Source organism: Pseudomonas sp. LjRoot71, from assembly GCF_964253255.1.
Lineage (GTDB): Bacteria > Pseudomonadota > Gammaproteobacteria > Pseudomonadales > Pseudomonadaceae > Aquipseudomonas.
The window spans coordinates 3,345,502-3,365,637 of the sequence record NZ_CAXURA020000001.1; the positions used below are offsets into that span (position 1 = coordinate 3,345,502).

Sequence of the window (20,136 nt, forward strand, 5' to 3'; positions counted from 1 at the left end):
TTGCATTGAAAGTACTTGCACGGGGCTGCCGGTCACTAACACGCGCAGCCCCGTGTCATTTGTGAATTCCGCTACGAGAGACGGCCATGGCTCATCAAGACATCCACGCTCACCGCATCCTGATTCTGGATTTCGGCTCCCAGTACACCCAGCTGATCGCCCGCCGTGTGCGCGAGATCGGTGTGTACTGCGAACTGCACCCGTTCGACATGAGCGACGATGACATCCGTGCATTCGCCCCGCGCGGCATCATCCTCGCCGGTGGCCCGGAGTCGGTGCACGAAGCGGGTAGTCCGCGTGCGCCGCAGGCCGTGTTCGACCTCGGTGTGCCGGTGCTGGGTATCTGCTACGGCATGCAGACCATGGCCGAACAATTGGGCGGCAAGGTACAGGGCTCTGACGTGCGTGAGTTCGGCTATGCCCGCGTCGATGTAGTCGGCAAGGGCCGTTTGCTGGCCGGTATCGAAGATCACGTCGACGATGACGGCGTACTCGGCCTGGACGTGTGGATGAGCCACGGTGACAAGGTCACGGCCATGCCGACAGGCTTCAGCATTCTCGCCAGCACTCCGAGCTGCCCGATCGCCGCCATGAGCGACGATGCGCGTGCCTACTACGGCGTGCAGTTCCATCCGGAAGTGACCCACACCAAGCAGGGTGGCCGCATTCTGTCGCGCTTCGTGCTGGAAATCGCCGGTTGCGAAGCCCTGTGGACTGCCTCCAACATCGTTGAAGACGCCATCGCCAATGTGCGCGCCCAAGTCGGTAGCGCCAACGTGCTGCTCGGCCTGTCCGGCGGTGTGGACTCCTCGGTGGTTGCCGCCCTGCTGCACCGTGCCATTGGTGATCAGCTGACCTGCGTATTCGTCGACAACGGCCTGCTGCGCCTGCACGAAGGCGAGCAGGTTATGGCCATGTTTGCCGAGAACATGGGCGTCAAGGTGATCCGCGCCAATGCCGAAGAGCAGTTCCTTGGCAACCTTGCGGGTGAGTCCGACCCGGAGAAGAAGCGCAAGATCATCGGCCGCACCTTTATCGACGTGTTCGATGCAGAGGCCAGCAAGCTGGATAACATCCAGTTCCTCGCGCAGGGCACCATTTACCCGGACGTGATCGAGTCGGCTGGCGCGAAAAGCGGCAAGGCCCACGTGATCAAGAGCCACCACAACGTTGGCGGTCTGCCGGAGGAAATGAACCTCAAGCTGGTCGAGCCGCTGCGTGAACTGTTCAAGGACGAAGTGCGCAAGATCGGCCTGGAGTTGGGTCTGCCCTACGACATGGTCTACCGCCACCCGTTCCCGGGTCCGGGCCTGGGTGTGCGCATCCTCGGTGAAGTGAAGAAGGAGTACGCCGATCTGCTGCGCCGCGCCGACCACATCTTTATCGAAGAACTGCGCAAGGCTGACTGGTACCACAAGACCAGCCAGGCGTTCGTGGTGTTCCAGCCGGTGAAGTCGGTGGGTGTGGTCGGTGACGGCCGTCGCTACGCCTGGGTCGTCGCCCTGCGCGCCGTAGAAACCGTGGACTTTATGACCGCGCGCTGGGCACATCTGCCCTACGAGCTGCTGGAGACCGTCAGCGGCCGTATCATCAACGAAATCGAAGGCATCTCCCGCGTCACCTACGACGTGTCGAGCAAGCCGCCTGCCACCATCGAGTGGGAGTGATTCAGCCAACAAGGGCAGCGCAAGCTGCCCTTGTTGTTTGTGCTGCGGCATTCTGTCCGCTTCCCTGGGTCGTCAGTCCCGTTATTTAAATGAGAAGATATTGCAATTGGTAGTCCGGAAACATCCGGACTGATAGCGACCCCGGATTGCATCCGGCTACGGAAGTCTCAATGTCTTTTACCCGCAGACAAGTACTCGCCGGTTTGGCTGGCCTCGGTGTCGTCGGCCTTGGCACTGGCGGTGTGCGTTATTGGCTGGGTCGCCCGGAAAACGTGGCGACCCACGATTACGAACTGATTGCCGCGCCGCTGGATATGGAGCTGGTGCCGGGGCATGTGACGCCAGCCTGGGCCTACGGCGGTCAAGCCCCTGGTCTGGAGTTGCGTTGCCGGCAGGGCGAGCGGCTGCGGGTACGCTTTATCAACAAGCTGGAGGTGGACACCACCATCCACTGGCATGGCATTCGCCTGCCGCTGGAGATGGACGGTGTGCCTTATCTGTCGCAGCTGCCGGTCCAGCCTGGCGAGTATTTCGATTACAACTTTATCTGCCCAGATGCCGGCAGCTACTGGTACCACCCGCATACGGCCAGCACCGAGCAGCTTGGTCGCGGTCTGGTTGGCCCGTTGATTATCGAGGAGCGTGAGCCGAGCGGCTTTCGCCACGAGCGTACGCTAAGCCTGAAGACTTGGCATATCGACGAGGCGGGGGCTTTTACCGAGTTTCTGGTGCCGCGTCAGGCGGCGCGCGAGGGCACGCGGGGGCGCTTGAGTACCATCAATGGCGTGCCGACGCCGACGCTGGAACTACCGGCCGGCCAGGTGGTGCGCCTGCGTCTGATCAATGTGGATAGCACCATCACCTATCGGCTCAACCTGCCGGGTGGCGATGCGCGTATTTATGCGCTGGACGGCAACCCGGTCGAGCCGCTCCCGTTGGGCAAGGAGTACTGGATCGGGCCGGGGATGCGTGTCGATCTGGCGCTCAAGGTGCCGGCTGAGGGTGCGGAGCTGCCGCTGCGCAACGGCCCGCTGCGCTTGGCGACGCTGAAGAGTGTGGCCAGTGCTGAGCCTGCCGGAGACTGGCCACCAGCCTTGCCGGCCAACCCGGTGCTGGAGCCGGATCTGGCGCGAGCTGAAACCCTGCGCTTCAACTTCGAGTGGGCGGCGATGCTCTCGGGGGATGTCGAGCGTGGCGGCAGCTACAAATACTGGCAGATCAACGGCCAGGCCTGGGATATCAACGACAAGACCTGCGCCGATCGGCCCATCGCCACGTTGCAGAAGGATGGCCACTACATCTTCGTGCTACGCAACATGGCGCAGTACCAGCACCCGATCCATCTGCACGGCATGACCTTCAAGGTGTTGAGTTCAGACCGCCGCAAGATCGTGCCGTATTTCACCGATACCTATCTGCTGGGCAAAAACGAAACGGCGCGTATCGCTCTGGTGGCGGATAATCCTGGCGTGTGGATGTTCCACTGCCATGTTATCGACCACATGGAAACCGGCCTGATGGCCGCGATAGCGGTGGTGTAGGCTGGATGCCGCTTTTGGCATCCACCGGTTCTGCTGCTGGAGAACGCTGCGCAGTTTTTTGCCCTACGGATCGACTCAATGAAAAAACCACAGATCATCGACCGTTCGCGTGATCAGCACTTTATGTACGAGGCCCTGGCCCTGGCCGCTGAGGGCGCCGCGCTGGGCGAGGTGCCGGTCGGCGCCGTACTGGTGCAGGATGGCGAGGTTGTCGGGCGCGGCTTTAACTGCCCGATCTCCACCCATGATCCCAGTGCCCACGCCGAGATGGTGGCGATTCGCGCCGCCGCCCAAACCGTGGACAACTACCGCCTGCCGGGCAGCACCCTGTATGTGACCCTGGAGCCGTGCAGCATGTGCGCCGGGCTGATCGTGCATGCCCGTGTACAGCGCGTGGTGTATGGCGCGACCGAGCCTAAGGCGGGCATGGCTGTCAGTCGTGGCGAGTTCTTCAACCAGGCATTTCTCAACCACCGTGTTCTGGTCGAGGGCGGGGTGCTGGCCGAGGAGTGTGGTGCGGTGCTGAGTGCCTTTTTCAAGGCGCGGCGCGAGCAGCGTTAGCGGGTTTTATAACGGCGGGGTCTGCTCGTTGGGCTGACGTTTGTCGATGCCCGGCAGGTGCTGGCTGCTCTCGGCCAACTGTGAGCCTTCCAGCTGCGGCTGGGTTACCCAGGTGAGGATGTCGTAGTAGCGGCGGATGTTGCGCACAAAGTGCACCGGTTCGCCGCCACGGGCATAGCCGTAACGGGTTTTGCTGTACCACTGCTTCTGTGACAGGCGCGGCAGGATCTTCTGCACATCCAGCCACTTGTTCGGGTCCAGGCCTTCGGCTTCGGTGAGCTTGCGCGCATCTTCCAGATGACCGCCGCCGATGTTGTAAGCGGCCAGGGCGAACCAGGTGCGGTCGGGCTCTTGAATGCTCTCCGGCAGTTGCTCTTTCACGTGCACGATGTATTTGGCCCCGCCTTCGATGCTCTGCTTGGGGTTCAGGCGATCCGACACGCCCATGGCCTGGGCAGTGCGCAGGGTTAGCATCATCAGCCCGCGTACGCCGGTCTTCGAGGTGGCGCTGGGTTGCCAGAGTGACTCCTGATAGCCCATGGCCGCCAGCAGGCGCCAGTCCACCTGATTGGCTTGGGCGGCCTCGCGGAAGTATTTCTCGTAGCGCGGCAGGCGTTGTTGCAGGTGCTGGGCGAAGGTGTAGGCGCCAACATAGCCGAGTACGTCGACGTGGCCGTAGTAGCGGTCTTTGAGGCGTTGCAGGCTGCCGTTCTTCTGCGCGCGCTCGATAAAGGCATTCATCTCGTCGAGCAGGCTGCGGTCTTCGCCGGGAGCGGTGGCCCAGGCCAGATTTTGTGCATCGCCGAGGTCGAAGGCCACGCGCACGTTGGAGAAGTACACCTGGTTCATTGCCAGTTCGTTGGAGTCGACCAGGGTCAGGTCGATCTGTCCTTCATCGACCATGCGCAACAGGTCGACCACCTCGACCGCGGCGGATTCTTCGTAACTGAGTTCGGGCAATTGCAGTTTGAGCGCTGCCAGCTGTTCAGCGTGGCTGCTGCCTTTAAGCACCAGAATGCGTTTGCCGAGCAGGTCGTCCGGGCGGGTTGGGCGTTGTTGGCCGTTGCGGTAGATCACCTGCGGGGTGACCTCCAGATAGGGCAGGGAGAAGCGCGCCTGGGCTTGCCGTCCGTCGCTTTGCACCAGGCCGGCCGCAGCGAGCACCGGGCCGTTGGGCTGGTTCAGGCTGGCAAACAGCTCGTCGAGGTTATCGGCGGTTTCGATTTGCAGTTCGACGCCCAAGTCATCGGCAAAGCGCTTCACCAGCTCATATTCGAAGCCGGTTTCGCCGTTTCGGTCCTGGAAATAGGTGGCCGGGCTGTTACGGGTGATCACCCGCAGTACACCCTCCGCCTGAACGCGCTCGAGTGTGCTGGGTTCTTCAGCACAGCCGCCGAGCAGCAGGAGGATTCCGATCACCGACAGCCAGCAGGCGCAGCGCGCACGGAACGCAGATTGGGCAAACATTGGCGCAGTATACGCAAAGCCTGCTGCGCGCCATATATCGACAGCAACGGTCGTCTCTGTTAGCGCTGCGCGGCGTCGAGCCTGCGGGAGGCGCCCATTTGCAGGGCGCGGGCGGCTTGTCCGAAGCAGCTAATAGAGCCTGGCCGCCACGGGTGCTGTCGGCGACGCTTTAGGCTAGAATGCACGGCCTCAAAGTACACCCCTTCCCAGAGGCTGTCCCCGATGTTGATCCTGCGCGGCGCTCCCGCCCTTTCTGCTTTCCGTCACGGCAAACTGCTTGAACAACTGACCAGCAAGGTTCCTGCGGTCACCGGCCTGTATGCCGAGTTCGCGCATTTCGCCGAAGTGTCCGGCGTGCTTAACGCCGACGAAGAGCAGGTATTGGCCCGTTTGCTGAAGTACGGTCCGAGTGTGCCGGTGCAGGAGCCCAATGGCCGCCTGTTCCTGACCATTCCACGCTTCGGCACCATCTCGCCCTGGTCGAGCAAGGCCAGCGACATCGCCCGCAATTGCGGCCTGGCGAAGATTCAGCGTATTGAACGCGGCCTGGCCTACTACGTCAGTGGTGAGTTGAATGCGGCCGAGGCGCAGCAAGTGGCTGATCTGCTGCATGACCGCATGACCCAGTTGGTGCTGGACAACCTCGAAGGCGCGGCGGCCCTGTTCAGCCACGCTCAGCCCAAACCGCTGACGGCGATCGATATTCTTGGTGGCGGCCGCGCCGCACTGGAACAGGCCAACGCCGAGCTGGGCCTGGCCCTGGCCGAAGATGAAATCGACTATCTGCTGAATGCCTTCCAGGGCCTTGGGCGCAACCCGCACGACATCGAACTGATGATGTTTGCCCAGGCCAACTCCGAGCATTGCCGCCACAAGATTTTCAATGCCAGCTGGGATATCGACGGCGAAAGCCAGGACAAGTCGCTGTTCGGCATGATCAAGAACACCTACCAGATGCACAGCGAGAACGTGCTGTCCGCCTACAAGGACAACGCGTCGGTGATCGTCGGCCACACCGCTGGGCGTTTCTTCCCGAATCCGGAAACCCGCCAGTACGGTGCGGTGCAGGAGCCGGTGCATATCCTGATGAAGGTGGAAACCCACAACCACCCTACGGCGATTTCTCCGTTCTCCGGTGCATCCACTGGCTCCGGTGGCGAGATTCGCGACGAAGGCGCCACCGGTCGCGGCGCCAAGCCGAAAGCGGGTCTGACCGGCTTCACCGTTTCCAACCTGAACATCCCGGGTTTCGAACAGCCGTGGGAAGTGCCGTATGGCAAGCCCGAGCGCATCGTAACTCCGCTGGACATCATGATCGAAGGCCCGCTGGGCGGCGCCGCGTTCAACAACGAATTCGGTCGCCCGGCACTGACCGGCTACTTCCGTACCTTCGAGCAGTCGATCAGCACCCCGCACGGCGACGAAGTGCGCGGCTACCACAAGCCGATCATGCTCGCTGGCGGCATGGGCAACATCCGTGAAGACCACGTACAGAAAGCCGAGATCACCGTGGGCGCCAAGCTGATCGTGCTCGGCGGCCCGGCCATGCTGATCGGCCTGGGCGGCGGCGCCGCTTCGTCGGTTGCCACCGGTGCCAGCTCGGCTGATCTGGATTTCGCCTCGGTGCAGCGCGAGAACCCGGAAATGGAACGCCGCTGCCAGGAGGTCATCGACCGTTGCTGGCAGCTGGGCGACGCCAACCCCATCGCCTTTATTCACGACGTCGGTGCCGGTGGTATTTCCAACGCCTTCCCGGAGCTGGTCAATGACGGCGGCCGGGGCGGCCGTTTCGAGCTGCGTAACGTGCCGAATGACGAGCCGGGCATGGCCCCGCACGAGATCTGGAGCAACGAGTCCCAGGAGCGTTACGTACTGGCCGTCAGCGCTGTTGATTTCGAACGGTTCAAAGCCATTTGCGAGCGCGAGCGCTGCCCGTTTGCGGTCGTCGGCGAAGCCACCGAAGAAGCCCACCTGACCGTAACTGACAGCCACTTCGCCAACACCCCGGTGGACATGCCATTGGAAGTGCTGCTCGGCAAACCGCCGCGCATGCACCGTTCGGTGACCCGCGAAGCCGAGTTGGGCGACGATTTTGCTGCCGCCAATGTGGATATCGATGAAGCGGTAACCCGCGTGCTGCATCACCCGGCCGTAGCCAGCAAGAGCTTCCTGATCACCATTGGTGACCGCACTATTACCGGTCTGGTCGCGCGTGATCAGATGGTTGGCCCGTGGCAGGTGCCCGTGGCCGATTGCGCCGTGACCGCCACCAGCTTCGATGTGTACACCGGTGAGTCGATGGCCATGGGCGAGCGCACGCCGCTGGCGCTGCTGGATGCCGCCGCTTCCGGGCGTATGGCGATTGGCGAGACGCTGACCAACCTGGCGGCCTCGCGCATCGAAAAACTCTCCGACATCAAACTGTCCGCCAACTGGATGGCCGCTGCTGGCCACCCAGGCGAAGACGCGCGCCTGTACGACACCGTAAAAGCGGTTGGCATGCAGCTGTGCCCCGAGCTGGGCATCACCATTCCGGTGGGCAAGGACTCGATGTCGATGAAAACCCAGTGGCGCGATGAAGGCACGGATAAGAGCGTGACTTCGCCGCTGTCGTTGGTGGTGACCGGTTTTGCGCCGGTCAGTGATATTCGCAAGACCCTGACTCCGCAACTGCGCATGGACAAGGGCGAAACCGACCTGATCCTGATCGATCTGGGGCGTGGGCAGAACCGCATGGGTGCCTCGATCCTCACCCAGGTGTACGGCAAGCTTGGCACCCAGGCACCGGATGTGGATGACGCCGAAGACCTCAAGGCCTTCTTCGCGGTGATCCAGGGCCTGAATGCTGACGGCCATATCCTTGCTTACCACGACCGTTCCGACGGTGGTCTGCTGGTGACCGCACTGGAAATGGCCTTTGCCGGCCATTGCGGCTTGAACCTGTTCCTTGATGCCTTGGCTGATGACCGCGCTGAGCTGGCCGCCGTGCTGTTCAACGAAGAGCTGGGCGCCGTGATTCAGGTGCATCAGGACGCCACCCCAGAAGTGCTGGCGCAGTTCAGCGCCGCTGGTCTGGGCGACTGCGTGGCGGTGATCGGTCAGCCGGTCAACAGCGATGACGTGGCGATCAGCTTTAACGGTCAGCCGGTCTTCGGCGGCCAGCGCCGCCTGTTGCAGCGCCAGTGGGCGCAAACCAGCTACCAGATTCAGCGTCTGCGCGACAACGTGCAGTGCGCCGAGCAGGAGTTCGATGCCATCCTCGACGAGGAAAACCCAGGGCTGTCGGCCAAGCTCAGCTTCGACGTCAATCAGGACATCAGCGCACCGTATATCCGTAAGGGTGTGCGTCCGCAGATTGCCGTACTGCGTGAGCAGGGCGTCAACGGTCAGGTGGAAATGGCCGCAGCCTTCGACCGTGCGGGTTTCAATGCAATCGACGTGCATATGAGCGACATCCTCAGTGGCCGCGTCAGCCTGGAAGAGTTCAAGGGCCTGGTTGCCTGCGGCGGTTTCTCCTACGGTGACGTGCTGGGTGCCGGCGAAGGTTGGGCCAAGTCGATCCTGTTCAACAGCCGCGCGCGCGATGGTTTCCAAGCGTTCTTTGAGCGTAAGGACAGCTTTGCCCTTGGCGTGTGCAACGGCTGCCAGATGATGAGCAACCTGCACGAACTGATCCCTGGTACCGAGTTCTGGCCGCATTTCGTACGCAACCGCTCCGAGCAGTTCGAAGCGCGTGTGGCGATGGTGCAGGTGCAGGAGTCGGCATCGATCTTCCTGCAAGGCATGGCCGGTTCGCGTATGCCGATCGCCATCGCCCACGGCGAAGGTCATGCCGAGTTCGAGAACGAGGAAGCGCTGCTCGAGGCGGATCTGTCCGGCTGTGTGGCCATGCGCTTTATCGACAACCACGGCAAAGTCACCGAGACCTACCCGGCCAACCCGAACGGTTCGCCGCGTGGGATCACTGGCCTGACCAGCCGTGACGGCCGTGTGACCATCATGATGCCGCACCCGGAGCGGGTATTCCGCGCCGTGCAGAACTCCTGGAAGCCGGATGACTGGCAGGAAGATGCAGGCTGGATGCGCATGTTCCGTAACGCCCGCGTGTGGGTGGATTGACCCGGTTGGTGCAGGCTTATGTCGAGTAAGCCTGCGCCGATTCTGCCTGAGGTGCGCCAGGTCAAACCTGGCGATACCTTACTGCTGTGCCGCTGCGGGCATTCGCCCCGGCTTCCCGATTGTCCCTCTACCTGTCCTGATGCGCTTGAGCTGCAGCCTGAGCGTGAGCAGTTTCTGCTGCTGTGCCGTTGTGGCCAATCACAGCGCTTACCCTATTGTGACGGCCGGCATAATCAGCCGGTGCAGGGCTTGAAGGCCCGCTGGCGGCGCTTCTGGCGTGGCCTGTAGCGTGCGTCAGGATGGAACGCTTGGCCAATAAGCCGGTCATAGGATGCAAGTGTGATGGGCCTCGCGAACCGTGAGTGAGGCAAAGTGCCATTATTGTGTGGCATCATTACCGAGCTGTTTTTAATCAGTTTTGCCGGCGGGGACTTCGATGTACAAGCTGTGTTTTTATGTGCCTGAAACCCATCTGGACGCGGTGAAATCCGCCGTATTCAGCGCGGGCGGTGGCCGCATAGGTCAGTATGATCAGTGCTGTTGGCAGGTGCTTGGGCAGGGGCAGTTCCGTGCCCTAGAAGGCAGTCAACCGTTTATCGGGCAGCCGGGGCAGGTGACTCAAGTGGCTGAGTGGAAGGTCGAGATGGTGGTGGCCGATGAGCTGATCCACGATGCGGTCAAGGCCATGAAGAAGCAGCATCCCTATGAGACGCCTGCCTTCGAGGTGTGGCGCTTGTCAGACATCCAGTTCTAAGTGCTGAGCGGCTGCGGCTGGTTCGCAGGGCTCTGCGTCCGAACATGAAAAAGGCACCTTGAGGTGCCTTTTTTGTGCCTGCCGTTCAGGGCCGGATTTCGATCAATGTGCCGTCTTTGACCAGTGACCAGACTTCACGCATGTCGATGTTCTTCATGGCGATACAGCCTTCGGTCCAGTCCAGGGTGTGGAAGAACCATTCGGGGTATTCCTCGTCCAGCGGCGTGCCGTGGATCATGATCATGCCGCCGGCCGGTACGCCCTTGGCGCGGGCTTGCGCCTGGTCGCGGGCGTTGGGGTAGGAAATGTGCATGGACAGGTTGTACTTGTCACTGGTCTTGCGCCAGTCGATCCAGTAGAAACCCTCCGGGGTGCGCAGGTCGCCTTCGCGCTGTTTGGCGCCATCCGGCTGCTTGCCCAATGAGATGCGGTAGGACTTGAGGGTGTCGCCACGGCTGATCAGGTGCAGCTTGCGTTCGGATTTAACCACCAGCACCTTGTCGATGGTTTTACCGTTGAGGCTTGGGGTGGTGTTGGCGTGGCCAGTCAGAGAAACGGTCAGGCAGAGTAGGGCGAACAACCAGCGCATCGTAATTCCCATGGATCAAAAGGCTTTCTTGTAGTGTGCGCGCAAGGCTTCAAGCGGCTCGTTGCGGACCGGGTAGTGCTGCTGCAGGCGGTCTGCGAAGTAGCATTCTAAGGTACGCCCGATGGTCGGGAAAGCCAGCTCTGACCAGGGGATGTCCTGTTCGTGAAACAACTGCACCTCCAGGCTTTCCTCGCCGGGGGCAAAGTTCAGGTCGACCAGTTCGGCGCGAAACAGCATGTACACCTGGTTGATGTGCGGCAGGTCGAACAAGGTATACAAACTCAGGCTACGCACTCGGGCGCAGGCTTCTTCATGGGTTTCACGGGCGGCGGCCTGTTCCAGGGTTTCACCGTTTTCCATAAAGCCGGCGGGCAGCGTCCAGTAACCGCGTCGCGGTTCGATGGCGCGGCGGCACAGCAATACCTGTTCGCCCCATACCGGCAGGCAGCCGGCAATGATGCGTGGGTTCTGGTAGTGCACGGTCTGGCACTGCGCGCAGACATGGCGCGGGCGATTGTCGCCCTGCGGGATGATGTGGTTGATCGGGCCACCACAGTTGCTACAGAACTTCATGCCAGATCCTCGCTGCGTGTCGGCTATCTTGGCGTGCGTGCCGGGTGCTCGGCAAGCGACCTGAGCGTTTGGTTTATCGAGCGCCTGAATGATGCCTGGCTGCGGTACGGGGCTTGGGCCGTGCGCCGCTTTCGTGCCATGATCGACGGCAGAATAAAAGACCGAGAATCCCCATGCTGGACGAGTTGCTCCATCGCATGCGCGGCTATAGCCCGCTCAGTTTGCCGATCGACAAACACTACCCTGAAGCCGCAGTGCTGGTGCCCATCACCCGCAGTGACGAACCGGAGGTGGTGCTGACTCTGCGCGCCAGTGGTTTGTCCACGCACAGTGGCGAAGTGGCCTTTCCCGGTGGTCGGCGCGACCCTGAGGATGCTGACCTGGTACAGACCGCCCTGCGCGAAGCCGAGGAGGAGATCGGCCTGCCGCCAGGTCTGGTCGAGGTGATTGGGCCGCTCAGCACGTTGGTTTCGCGTCATGGCATACAGGTCACGCCCTACGTCGGGCTGGTGCCGGATTTTGTCGAATACCAACCCAATGATGGCGAGATTGCCGCCGTATTTGCTGTGCCACTGGCGTTCTTTCGTGACGACCCGCGCGAAACTACGCACCGTATCGATTACCTCGGGCGCAGCTGGTACGTGCCGAGTTACCGCTATGGCGAATACAAGATCTGGGGGCTGACGGCGATCATGCTGGTCGAGTTGGTCAACCTGGTATTCGACGATGTGCGGATCGACATGCATCAGCCGCCCGAGCACTTTATCAAGCTCACCTGAGCTTATGAGGAAGCAACCATGAAATATCGACTGGGTTCGTCCAGCGTCGACGCCCATCCAGAGAGTTGGGTTGCACCTAATGCCACCCTGGTGGGCAAGGTCAAACTGGAGCCGGGGGCCAGCGTGTGGTTTAACGCCGTGCTGCGCGGCGACAACGAGCTGATTCATATCGGTGAGAACAGCAACGTGCAGGACGGCACGGTGATGCACACCGACATGGGCTTTCCGCTGACTATCGGCAAGGGCGTGACCATCGGCCATAACGTCATGTTGCACGGCTGCACCGTGGGCGATTACAGCCTGATCGGTATCAATGCGGTAATTCTCAACGGTGCAAAAATCGGTAAGAACTGCATCATCGGCGCCAATAGCCTGATTGGTGAAGGCAAAGAAATTCCCGATGGCTCGCTGGTCATGGGCTCGCCCGGCAAGGTGGTGCGTGAGCTGACCGAGCCGCAGAAAAAGATGCTCGAAGCCAGCGCCGCCCATTACGTGCACAACGCCCAGCGTTATGCCCGTGATCTGCAAGAGCAGGACGAGTGATGCAATCGCAGGAACGTCCAGTCGCTTCGCCCTGCGTGCATGTCTGTGCGTTGGACGATGAAGATATCTGCATCGGCTGCCAGCGCACGGTAGCCGAAATTACCCGCTGGAGCCTGATGGACAACAGCGAGCGCCGCGAGGTGCTGATGCGCTGTCATGAGCGGGCCAAGGCCAAAGGCATTCTGCTGTAACTTTCTTGATCAGTTTGAGGATTCTCCATGCCCCGTATCGGAACCCCTTTGTCGCCGACCGCGACCCGTGTGCTGTTGTGTGGCTCTGGTGAGCTGGGCAAGGAGGTGGTGATCGAGTTGCAGCGCCTCGGTGTTGAGGTGATCGCCGTGGACCGTTATGCCAATGCGCCGGCCATGCAGGTGGCGCACCGCAGCCATGTGATCAACATGCTCGACGGCGCCGCCCTGCGTGCAGTGATCGAGCTGGAGCAGCCGCACTACATCGTCCCGGAAATCGAGGCGATTGCCACCGCGACCCTGGTCGAGCTGGAAAATCAAGGCTTTACCGTGATCCCCAGTGCGCGCGCTGCGCAGCTGACCATGAACCGTGAAGGCATCCGCCGCCTGGCCGCCGAAGAGCTGGGTCTGCCGACCTCGCCGTATCGCTTTGCCGACTCCTTTGAGGAATGTCGTGCGGCTGTTGAAGCGATTGGTTTTCCCTGCCTGATCAAGCCGATCATGAGTTCGTCCGGCAAGGGTCAGTCGGTACTGAAAAGCCTGGATGACCTGAAAGCCGCCTGGGATTACGCCCAGGCCGGCGGTCGCGCCGGTAAAGGCCGGGTGATCGTCGAGGGGTTTATCGACTTCGACTATGAAATTGCCTTGCTGACGGTGCGTCACAGTGGTGGCACGACATTCTGTGCGCCGGTCGGGCATCGCCAGGTCAAGGGTGACTACCAGGAGTCCTGGCAACCGCAACCCATGAGCCCCAAGGCGCAGGCCGAAGCCGAGCGTATTGCGCTGGCGGTGACCGGCTCGCTGGGCGGGCGCGGGCTGTTTGGCGTTGAACTGTTCGTCAAAGAGGATCAGGTGTGGTTCTGCGAAATCTCGCCGCGCCCGCACGACACCGGCCTGGTCACCCTGATTTCCCAGGATCTGTCCGAGTTTGCTCTGCATGCACGGGCCATTCTGGGGCTGCCAATTCCGGCCATCCGTCAGTTAGGGCCGTCCGCTTCTGCGGTGATTTTGGTTGAGGGCGAGTCGCAGCAGGTCAGTTTTGGCAACCTCGGCGTCGCGCTGGCCGAGCCGGATACCGCTCTACGCCTCTTCGGCAAACCGGAAGTCAGCGGTCAGCGGCGCATGGGTGTGGCGCTGGCGCGGGACGAGTCGCTGCAAGCTGCGCGGGCCAAAGCCACGCGTGCGGCGCAGGCCGTTAGCGTCGAATTGTGAGGGCCTGGCGCGCCTATGCCTGGTGGTTGGGGCTGCTGGCGTTGGCGCCGCTGGCCCTGCCACTTGCGCTGTATACCCGGCGCACGGCGTTGCGTCTGCCACCTGCTGGTGGCGAGTTGTGCGGGGTTGCTGGTGAGCATTTGCCGGGGTCACCGTTGCGCTTGTTGGTGCTGGGTGAGTCGACGGCAGTGGGCGTTGGTGTGGAGCGGTTGCAAGACGCCCTGGTGGGGCAGTTGGCCGGGGCTTTGGCGCAGCGCAGCGGGCGGCCTGTCACCTGGCGGGTCTGTGGCGAAAACGGTATCACGGCGGTGCAGGCCCAGGCTCGATTGCTGCCGCAGGCGCTGGAGCAGCCAGTGGATCTGGCGCTGTTGGTCTTCGGCGTTAATGACAGTACTCACCTGACGTCCCTGGCGCGCTGGCAAGCGGCCCTGGCAGACATGGCCACTGCATTGCAGGCGCACGGTGCGCAGGTGGCCTTCAGCAGCGTGCCGCCGCTGCAGCATTTCAGTGCCTTGCCCTGGTTGTTGCGGCGCTTGCTTGGCTGGCGGGCGGGCTTGCTGGATGCCCGGTTGCGGCAGTTGGCCGGGCGTTTGGGCGCTGGCCACCATGCGATCGAGCTGGAGTTTGCTGCGGCTTATCTGGCTCGCGATGGTTATCACCCATCTGCCCTGGGTTATCGCGTGTGGGCCGAGTGGTTAGCCCTCAGTCTGCTGACGGCTGCGTGGCCTTAGGTTTGGCGTTGGCCTGCCAGATACGCACGCTTTTTACCCGGTTCTCGGTTGCCTGCAGGATTTCCAGGCGGTAAGGGCCGATCTTCAGGCATACCGCGCTATCGGGAATGCTTTCCAGGGCCTCGGTGATCAAGCCATTGAGGGTCTTCGGGCCGTCGCTGGGCAGGTGCCAATCCAGTGCCTTGTTGATCTCGCGAATATAGGCCGCGCCGTCGATCACCTGGGTGCCATCTTCCTGGGGGTGGATGTCCGGGCTGCGCAGGGTGTCCTGGTTGCTGAAATCGCCGACGATTTCTTCGAGGATATCTTCCAGGGTGACGATGCCGATGACATCGCCATATTCGTCCACCACGATGCCAATGCGTCGTTTCTGCTTCTGGAAGTTGATCAGTTGGGTCGACAGCGGCGTGCCTTCCGGCACGAAATAGGGCTCGTTGCGGGCGGCCAGTAGTGCGTCCTTGCTGAGCTGGTTGTGCGTCAGCAGGCGGGCGATCTGGCGCATGTGCACGATGCCTTCGATCTGATTGATGTCTGTGCGAAACAACGGCAGGCGGGTGTGTGTGGTGTTGGTCAGCTGGTTGATGATGCTGTCGAGGTCATCGTCCAGATTGATCCCGGTCACTTCGTTACGCGGGATCATGATGTCATCCACCGTCACCCGTTCCAGGTCGAGAATGCCGAGCAGCATGTCCTGACGGTTTTTCGGCAGCTCATGGCCGGACTCGCGCACCACACTGCGCAGCTCCTCGGTGGTCAGGCTGTCGCTGCGTTTGCGGGTCGGGTCAACGCCCATCAGTCGGAGCAGGCCGTTGCTGATCCAGCCCAGCAGAATCACCAGTGGGTAGAACAGCTTGAGCAGCAATAACAGGGGCAGGCTGAACGGGTAGGCCACCGTTTCCGGGCGCAGGGCGGCCAGGGTCTTGGGCGTGATTTCACCGAAAATCAGCAGGGCCAGGGTCATGCCAAGGGTGGCAATGACAATCCCGGCCTCCCCCCAGTATTGCAGGGCCAGAACGGTGGCGATGACTGAGGCGAGGATGTTGACGAAGTTGTTGCCGATCAGAATGGTGCCCAGCAGGCGATCCGGGCGACTGAGCAGGGCGCTGACACGCTTGGCGCCGCGATGTCCTTCCCGTGCCAAGTGCTTGAGGCGGTAACGATTGAGGCTGAGGATGCCGGTTTCCGAGCTGGAGAAAAATGCCGAGCAGAGCAGCAGGAAGATCAGCAGGAAGATCAGCAGGCCGAGGAGGAAACCAGGGGGTATGTTGTCCACGCAGCGGCCTTGGCTGTCAGATGTGCAGGATGAATTCGCGAACCAGCTTACTGCCGAAATAGGCCAGCATCAGCAGGCAGAAGCCGGCCAGGGTCCAGCGAATCGCTTTATGGCCACGCCAGCCGAGTTGATGTCGGCCCCACAGCAGCACGGCAAATACCACCCAGGCGAAGAATGACAGGAAGGTCTTGTGCGCCAGGTGCTGGGCAAACAGGTCATTGATAAACAGTGCGCCGGACAGCAGTGACAGCGACAGCAGTGCCCAGCCAGCCCAGAGAAAGCCGAACAGAAGGCTTTCCATGGTTTGCAAAGGTGGGAAGTTCTTGATCAGCCCGGAGGGATGCTTGTGCTTGAGCTGATGGTCCTGCAGCAGCAGGAGCAGCGACTGGAATACGGCGATGGTCAGCATGCCGTAAGCCGTCACGGACAGCAGGATGTGCGCCAGGATGCCGGGTGCCTCATCAATCGGTCGGCTTGTGCCGCTGGGCATGAACTGCGCGAGCAGGACGGTCAGAAAACCCAGTGGGAACAGCAGAATCAGCAGGTTTTCCACGGGGATACGCGCACAGGCCAGCAGGGTCAGCAGAATGACCGAGGCGGCAATCAGGCTCGCGGCATTGAAAAAGTCCAGTGACAGGCCCGTTGGGCTGTACATCTGCATGAACAGGCTGCTGGTATGGAACAGCAGGGCGAAAACGCCGAGCACAACCAACAGGCGCTTGTTGATGGTGCTGCGCTGATGCAAGCGCAGGCCCTGATAAGACGCGGCTGCCACGTAGAAGCAGGCGGCGGCGAGGCTGGGTAGCAGAGGGTGCATAAATCCTTGTCAGGCAAACCCGAAAGACGCGCAGTGTGGCATACAACCGCCGCACCACGAAAGCATCTGAGCTGTGTCGAGGGCTCTGGCGCGGTGGCGATGAAACGTCAACAGAACCAACCACTCTTCGCTATAATCCGCCGCCTGTTACAAGCCTACCCTCGGCTCAGTTGAGCCTGAAAGGAACGAGCATGTTTGAAAATCTGACTGATCGGCTCTCACAGACCCTGCGCAATGTCACTGGCAAGGCCAAGCTGAGCGAAGACAACATCAAGGACACCCTGCGCGAAGTGCGCATGGCCTTGCTGGAAGCTGACGTGGCCCTGCCTGTGGTCAAGGACTTCGTTAATAAGGTCAAGGATCGTGCGGTCGGTACTGAAGTCTCGAAGAGCCTGACTCCTGGTCAGGCCTTCGTGAAGGTTGTGCGTGCCGAGCTGGAAGAGCTGATGGGCGCGGCCAACGAAGATCTCGCGTTGAATGCGGTGCCACCTGCCGTGGTGCTGATGGCGGGTCTGCAGGGGGCGGGCAAGACCACCACCGTTGGCAAGCTGGCGCGCTTCCTTAAAGAGCGCAAGAAGAAAACCGTGATGGTGGTGTCGGCTGACGTTTATCGCCCAGCCGCGATCAAACAGCTGGAAACCCTGGCCAATGACATTGGCGTGACCTTCTTCCCTTCTGACATCAGTCAGAAACCGGTGGCGATTGCCGAGGCGGCGATCAAGGAAGCCAAGCTCAAATTTATCGACGTGGTGCTGGTCGATACTGCCGGTCGTCTGGCCATAGATGCCGAGATGATGGCGGAAATCCAGGCGCTACACGGGGCGATCAAGCCGGTGGAAACCCTGTTCGTGGTCGACGCTATGACCGGTCAGGACGCTGCCAACACCGCCAAAGCCTTTAATGATGCGCTGCCGCTGACCGGGGTTGTGCTGACCAAGGTTGACGGTGATGCCCGTGGTGGTGCGGCGCTGTCGGTGCGGCACATCACCGGCAAGCCGATCAAGTTTATCGGCATGGGCGAGAAGACCGAGGCGCTGGAGCCCTTCCATCCCGATCGTATCGCTTCGCGCATTCTCGGCATGGGTGATGTGCTCAGCCTGATCGAACAGGCCGAGCAGACCCTGGATCGCGAGAAGGCCGAGAAACTCACCAAGAAGCTGAAGAAGGGCAAGGGCTTCGACCTCGAAGACTTCCGCGACCAGCTGCAGCAGATGAAGAACATGGGCGGCCTTGGCGGCCTGATGGACAAGCTGCCGCAGATGGGTGGCGTCAATCTGGCGCAGATGGGCAATGCCCAGGGCGCGGCCGAGAAGCAGTTCAAACAGATGGAGGCGATCATCAACTCGATGACCCCTCAGGAGCGCCGCGACCCGGACATCATCAGCGGCTCGCGCAAGCGCCGCATCGCCATGGGTTCCGGCACGCAGGTGCAGGATATTGGCCGTCTGATCAAGCAGCACAAACAAATGCAGAAGATGATGAAGAAATTCACTGCCAAAGGTGGTATGGCCAAGATGATGCGCGGCATGGGTGGGATGATGCCGGGCGGTCTGCCGAAGCTTTAACAGCAGTAATGAAAGGTAGTGTGCGGGCTGGCGAGATTGTTTGTCAGCCTGATGCATAGCCAGCACCGACCGGCTGCTTGAAAAAGAGATTTGCAAAAAGCCGGATAATCCTTAGAATATGCGGCCTTTCGGGCCTAGTGCCCTATGCTTGCATTTCAGTTTTGCAGCACCGACTACAGGAAAGAAGTTCAATGGTAACCATCCGTCTTGCCCGTGGCGGCTCCAAAAAGCGCCCGTTCTACCACCTGACCGTGACCAACAGCCGCAATGCGCGCGATGGTCGCTTCGTTGAGCGTATTGGTTTCTTCAACCCGGTTGCTTCGGGCGCAGAAGTCAAACTGTCTGTTGACCAAGAGCGTGCCGCTTACTGGCTCGGTCAAGGTGCACAGCCGTCTGAGCGCGTAGCTCAGCTGCTCAAGGAAGCTGCTAAGGCTGCAGCCTAAGCATCATGAGCATGACGCCAGCTCCCGCCGAGGGCCTTGTAGTTCTCGGCAAGATTGTCTCGGTGCATGGCGTAAAGGGTGATGTGAAGGTGTATTCCTTTACCGAGCCTTTGACCAACGTGCTCAATTACCCTCACTGGACGCTCAAGCGTGACGGCGAGGTTAAGCAAGTTGAAGTAGCCAGTGGACGTTTGCAGGGCAAAGTTCTGGTGGCAAAGCTGAAGGGTCTGGATGATCGCGAAGTGGCTCGTACCTTCGCGGGGTTTGACATTTGTGTACCTCGCAGCCAGTTACCGGAACTCAGCGACGGCGATTACTACTGGTATCAGTTGGAAGGTCTCAAGGTCATTGATCAGGCAGGGCAATTGCTCGGCAAGGTTGATCATCTGTTTGAGACTGGTGCCAACGATGTGATGGTGGTCAAACCCTGCACCGACAGCCTGGATGGTCGCGAGCGCCTGTTGCCCTATACCGAGCAATGTGTGTTGTCGATTGATCTGGCCTCTGGCGAAATGCGGGTCGACTGGGATGCGGACTTCTAAGCCTGATGTCAAATCTGCGCGTTGAAGTCATTACGTTGTTCCCGGAAATGTTTGCCGCTATCAGCGAATACGGCATCACCAGCCGAGCGGTGAAGCAGGGTTTGTTGCAATTGACCTGCTGGAACCCGCGCAGCTACACCACAGACCGCCATCACACTGTTGATGACCGGCCTTTTGGCGGTGGCCCAGGCATGGTGATGAAGATCAAACCGCTTGAAGATGCTTTGCTTGAGGCGAAGCAGGCAGCAGGTGGTGCGGCCAAGGTGATTTACCTGTCGCCGCAAGGTCGTCAGCTGACGCAGTCAGCAGTACGCGAACTGGCTAACGAAGAGGCTTTAATCCTAATCGCAGGTCGCTACGAAGGCATTGATGAGCGCTTTATTGAAGCGCATGTCGATGAAGAATGGTCGATTGGGGATTACGTCCTGTCTGGCGGTGAGCTGCCAGCCATGGTGCTGATCGACGCGGTAACGCGCCTTTTGCCTGGTGCATTGGGTCATGCAGACTCGGCCGAGGAAGACTCCTTTACGGATGGCTTGCTCGACTGCCCGCACTACACCCGTCCGGAGGTGTATGCGGATAAACGTGTTCCCGAAGTGTTGCTGAGTGGCAACCATGAACACATCCGGCGCTGGCGTTTGCAGCAGTCCCTTGGTCGGACCTACGAACGACGCGCTGATCTTCTGGAAAGCCGCTCGCTTTCTGGAGAAGAGAAAAAGCTGCTGGAGGAATACGTCCGCCAGCGGGACGATAGTTAATGTATCGATGACCG

The 20,136-nt window shown here is 60.9% G+C and carries 20 protein-coding genes; 15 read left to right on the forward strand and 5 right to left on the reverse strand.

From position 1 onward, the window contains the following. Positions 1-86: 86 nt before the first annotated feature. From guaA to tadA, 3 genes are all read left to right on the forward strand, one after another. Positions 87-1,667, forward strand: coding sequence for a glutamine-hydrolyzing GMP synthase (gene guaA / locus ACSQ17_RS15675; RefSeq protein ID WP_436069565.1), 1,581 nt, complete (start codon positions 87-89; stop codon positions 1,665-1,667). Between the two features lie 170 nt (positions 1,668-1,837). After that, positions 1,838-3,208, forward strand: a complete 1,371-nt coding sequence (locus ACSQ17_RS15680) for a multicopper oxidase family protein (protein WP_436069566.1) — start codon at positions 1,838-1,840, stop codon at positions 3,206-3,208. A 78-nt stretch (positions 3,209-3,286) separates the two neighbouring features. Beyond that, positions 3,287-3,769 (forward strand): tRNA adenosine(34) deaminase TadA, encoded by a 483-nt coding sequence (gene tadA, locus ACSQ17_RS15685; RefSeq protein WP_436069567.1) that lies wholly within the window; start codon positions 3,287-3,289, stop codon positions 3,767-3,769. Between the two features lie 6 nt (positions 3,770-3,775). On the opposite strand, the gene mltF is transcribed toward tadA, so the two are convergent. Further along, complete coding sequence (gene mltF, locus ACSQ17_RS15690) at positions 3,776-5,236, reverse strand: membrane-bound lytic murein transglycosylase MltF (RefSeq protein WP_436069568.1); 1,461 nt, start codon at positions 5,234-5,236, stop codon at positions 3,776-3,778. A gap of 222 nt (positions 5,237-5,458) precedes the next feature. Between mltF and purL the strand changes: the two genes are divergently transcribed. The 3 genes from purL to ACSQ17_RS15705 all read left to right on the forward strand — a co-directional run bounded on the left by purL (position 5,459) and on the right by ACSQ17_RS15705 (position 10,109). Continuing rightward, a complete protein-coding gene (gene purL, locus ACSQ17_RS15695) occupies positions 5,459-9,355 on the forward strand; it encodes a phosphoribosylformylglycinamidine synthase (protein WP_436069569.1) in 3,897 nt (1,298 codons plus the stop codon). A gap of 18 nt (positions 9,356-9,373) precedes the next feature. After that, positions 9,374-9,643 carry a CDGSH iron-sulfur domain-containing protein gene (locus ACSQ17_RS15700; RefSeq protein WP_436069570.1) on the forward strand — a complete coding sequence of 90 codons (270 nt, stop codon included), beginning with the start codon at positions 9,374-9,376 and terminating at the stop codon, positions 9,641-9,643. A gap of 148 nt (positions 9,644-9,791) precedes the next feature. After that, positions 9,792-10,109, forward strand: coding sequence for an NGG1p interacting factor NIF3 (locus ACSQ17_RS15705; RefSeq protein ID WP_436069571.1), 318 nt, complete (start codon positions 9,792-9,794; stop codon positions 10,107-10,109). 85 nt (positions 10,110-10,194) lie between these two features. Here the strand turns inward: ACSQ17_RS15705 and ACSQ17_RS15710 are convergent, their stop codons facing one another. Together ACSQ17_RS15710 and ACSQ17_RS15715 are read right to left on the reverse strand one after the other, a co-directional pair. Then, positions 10,195-10,698 (reverse strand): L,D-transpeptidase family protein, encoded by a 504-nt coding sequence (locus tag ACSQ17_RS15710; protein ID WP_436069572.1) that lies wholly within the window; start codon positions 10,696-10,698, stop codon positions 10,195-10,197. 15 nt (positions 10,699-10,713) lie between these two features. Then, positions 10,714-11,271 carry an NUDIX hydrolase gene (locus ACSQ17_RS15715; protein WP_436069573.1) on the reverse strand — a complete coding sequence of 186 codons (558 nt, stop codon included), beginning with the start codon at positions 11,269-11,271 and terminating at the stop codon, positions 10,714-10,716. A gap of 173 nt (positions 11,272-11,444) precedes the next feature. Here ACSQ17_RS15715 and ACSQ17_RS15720 point away from each other — a divergent pair, with 173 nt between their 5' ends. Genes ACSQ17_RS15720 through ACSQ17_RS15740 form a run of 5 tightly spaced genes read left to right on the forward strand, consistent with a single transcriptional unit; the run spans position 11,445 to position 14,724 of the window. After that, positions 11,445-12,050 (forward strand): CoA pyrophosphatase, encoded by a 606-nt coding sequence (locus ACSQ17_RS15720; protein WP_436069574.1) that lies wholly within the window; start codon positions 11,445-11,447, stop codon positions 12,048-12,050. 18 nt (positions 12,051-12,068) lie between these two features. Next, positions 12,069-12,593 (forward strand): gamma carbonic anhydrase family protein, encoded by a 525-nt coding sequence (locus tag ACSQ17_RS15725; protein ID WP_436069575.1) that lies wholly within the window; start codon positions 12,069-12,071, stop codon positions 12,591-12,593. Next, on the forward strand, positions 12,593-12,784 hold the full coding sequence (locus ACSQ17_RS15730; RefSeq protein ID WP_436069576.1) for a DUF1289 domain-containing protein: 192 nt from the start codon (positions 12,593-12,595) through the stop codon (positions 12,782-12,784). The genes ACSQ17_RS15725 and ACSQ17_RS15730 overlap by 1 nt, the downstream gene beginning before the upstream one ends. A gap of 27 nt (positions 12,785-12,811) precedes the next feature. Continuing rightward, on the forward strand, positions 12,812-13,993 hold the full coding sequence (purT, locus tag ACSQ17_RS15735; protein ID WP_436069577.1) for a formate-dependent phosphoribosylglycinamide formyltransferase: 1,182 nt from the start codon (positions 12,812-12,814) through the stop codon (positions 13,991-13,993). Next, a complete protein-coding gene (locus ACSQ17_RS15740) occupies positions 13,990-14,724 on the forward strand; it encodes an SGNH/GDSL hydrolase family protein (RefSeq protein ID WP_436069578.1) in 735 nt (244 codons plus the stop codon). The genes purT and ACSQ17_RS15740 overlap by 4 nt, the downstream gene beginning before the upstream one ends. Here the strand turns inward: ACSQ17_RS15740 and ACSQ17_RS15745 are convergent. Next, positions 14,696-15,997, reverse strand: a complete 1,302-nt coding sequence (locus tag ACSQ17_RS15745) for an HlyC/CorC family transporter (protein WP_436069579.1) — start codon at positions 15,995-15,997, stop codon at positions 14,696-14,698. The two genes, ACSQ17_RS15740 and ACSQ17_RS15745, sit on opposite strands and share 29 nt — an antisense overlap. Before the next feature lie 16 nt (positions 15,998-16,013). After that, positions 16,014-16,814, reverse strand: coding sequence for a cytochrome C assembly family protein (locus ACSQ17_RS15750; RefSeq protein ID WP_436069580.1), 801 nt, complete (start codon positions 16,812-16,814; stop codon positions 16,014-16,016). A 191-nt stretch (positions 16,815-17,005) separates the two neighbouring features. Here ACSQ17_RS15750 and ffh point away from each other — a divergent pair, with 191 nt between their 5' ends. The 4 genes from ffh to trmD all read left to right on the forward strand — a co-directional run bounded on the left by ffh (position 17,006) and on the right by trmD (position 20,122). Further along, complete coding sequence (gene ffh, locus ACSQ17_RS15755) at positions 17,006-18,379, forward strand: signal recognition particle protein (RefSeq protein ID WP_436069581.1); 1,374 nt, start codon at positions 17,006-17,008, stop codon at positions 18,377-18,379. A 191-nt stretch (positions 18,380-18,570) separates the two neighbouring features. Beyond that, on the forward strand, positions 18,571-18,822 hold the full coding sequence (rpsP, locus tag ACSQ17_RS15760; RefSeq protein ID WP_298113208.1) for a 30S ribosomal protein S16: 252 nt from the start codon (positions 18,571-18,573) through the stop codon (positions 18,820-18,822). A 5-nt stretch (positions 18,823-18,827) separates the two neighbouring features. Beyond that, the gene (gene rimM / locus ACSQ17_RS15765) at positions 18,828-19,364 is read left to right on the forward strand and encodes a ribosome maturation factor RimM (protein ID WP_436069582.1); all 537 of its coding nucleotides are present in this window, start codon (positions 18,828-18,830) and stop codon (positions 19,362-19,364) included. Between the two features lie 5 nt (positions 19,365-19,369). Continuing rightward, positions 19,370-20,122 carry a tRNA (guanosine(37)-N1)-methyltransferase TrmD gene (gene trmD / locus ACSQ17_RS15770; protein ID WP_436069583.1) on the forward strand — a complete coding sequence of 251 codons (753 nt, stop codon included), beginning with the start codon at positions 19,370-19,372 and terminating at the stop codon, positions 20,120-20,122. The last annotated feature ends 14 nt before the right edge of the window (positions 20,123-20,136 follow it).